The sequence below is a fragment of the Psychroflexus salarius genome, assembly GCF_900129035.1.
Taxonomy (GTDB): domain Bacteria; phylum Bacteroidota; class Bacteroidia; order Flavobacteriales; family Flavobacteriaceae; genus Psychroflexus; species Psychroflexus salarius.
Genome location: NZ_FQTW01000047.1, coordinates 1 through 1,083, shown reverse-complemented (window position 1 = coordinate 1,083; position 1,083 = coordinate 1). Strand labels below are relative to the sequence as shown.

Genomic DNA, 1,083 nt, shown 5'->3' with positions numbered 1-1,083 from the left:
TCAAAAGTCATATTTTAGGACTCTGTTTCGTTTATTCATATTTAAAAACCAATTTTCGATAGAAGCGGAGATTTCGACTTTTAAAAACAGCTTTTTAATTCGTTTCAGGTAATGCTTGGTAAATTCAGATTCCCAACTGTCATATATCCAACCCGAGTTTTTTCGGAGTGTTTATGTGTAACGGTCTTGGCTATGATGTCGTTGCGGAATCATCCGCAGGATTATTCCGCTGGTAAACGAAAATACACTTTTAACTGGAATTTTCAACAGAAAATTCCAAACCGCAATGCATTATAGCCGTTGTTGTAAAACGTTTTTTATTTACGGTTTTTTATTAATTCATTTCCAAAATATAATACAGATAAACTAATTAAGAGACAAGGGAAAAGTCCTGAAATAAAACCTCTCGGAAATCCGTGAGTTATCATTATTATTAGAAAATATGCTATATATCCAAACCCAAATTTAAGCATTCTTTCTATTCCGCTCATTTTTTTTGACATGACAACTATGAAAAATGGCAAAAAAACACTCAATAAATAACCACCAAAAACACTGTTCATATTTGCGTTCGAATCTAAAGTCAAAAATCCAATTATTCCCATTAGGACTAAATTCAGAGCCAAGAGAAAAAGTCCGTTTACTATTTTCGTTCCAATACTTTTTTCACTGAATGGTTTTTCATTTAGAATCAATTCTTTTGAGTCAATTTCAAGAGCTTCGCAAATTAAATTTAGGGTTTTGCCTCTCGGTTCACTTTCAGAGTTTTCAATTCGTTGAATAGTTCTCAAATTTATTTTTGCCTGGTCAGCTAATTCTTCCTGAGTTAGTCCTTTAATCTTTCGAGTTTCGCTTATTTTCTTTGCAATCCAGTTCATTAATTAAATACTTTTATTTTATTCTAAAAGTAGTTATTCGGTCTATGTTTTCTAACGGTTTTCCTTTGATTTTTATGCGACACTTGCTTTGTCGTTAAATGTCGTAAAGTTTTTGTCTTGTCCTGAAATAGGTTGATCTTTTTTGGGTTAAAAATTTCATTCATAAATATCGTTTTTATTCACGTAACATTGATAACTTTTTTTA

At 31.1% G+C, this 1,083-nt stretch carries 1 protein-coding gene; it reads right to left on the bottom strand.

The annotated features are described in order from the left end of the window. Positions 1-317: 317 nt before the first annotated feature. Positions 318-878, bottom strand: a complete 561-nt coding sequence (locus tag BUB82_RS11685; RefSeq protein ID WP_073193803.1) for a helix-turn-helix domain-containing protein — start codon at positions 876-878, stop codon at positions 318-320. Positions 879-1,083: the final 205 nt, after the last annotated feature.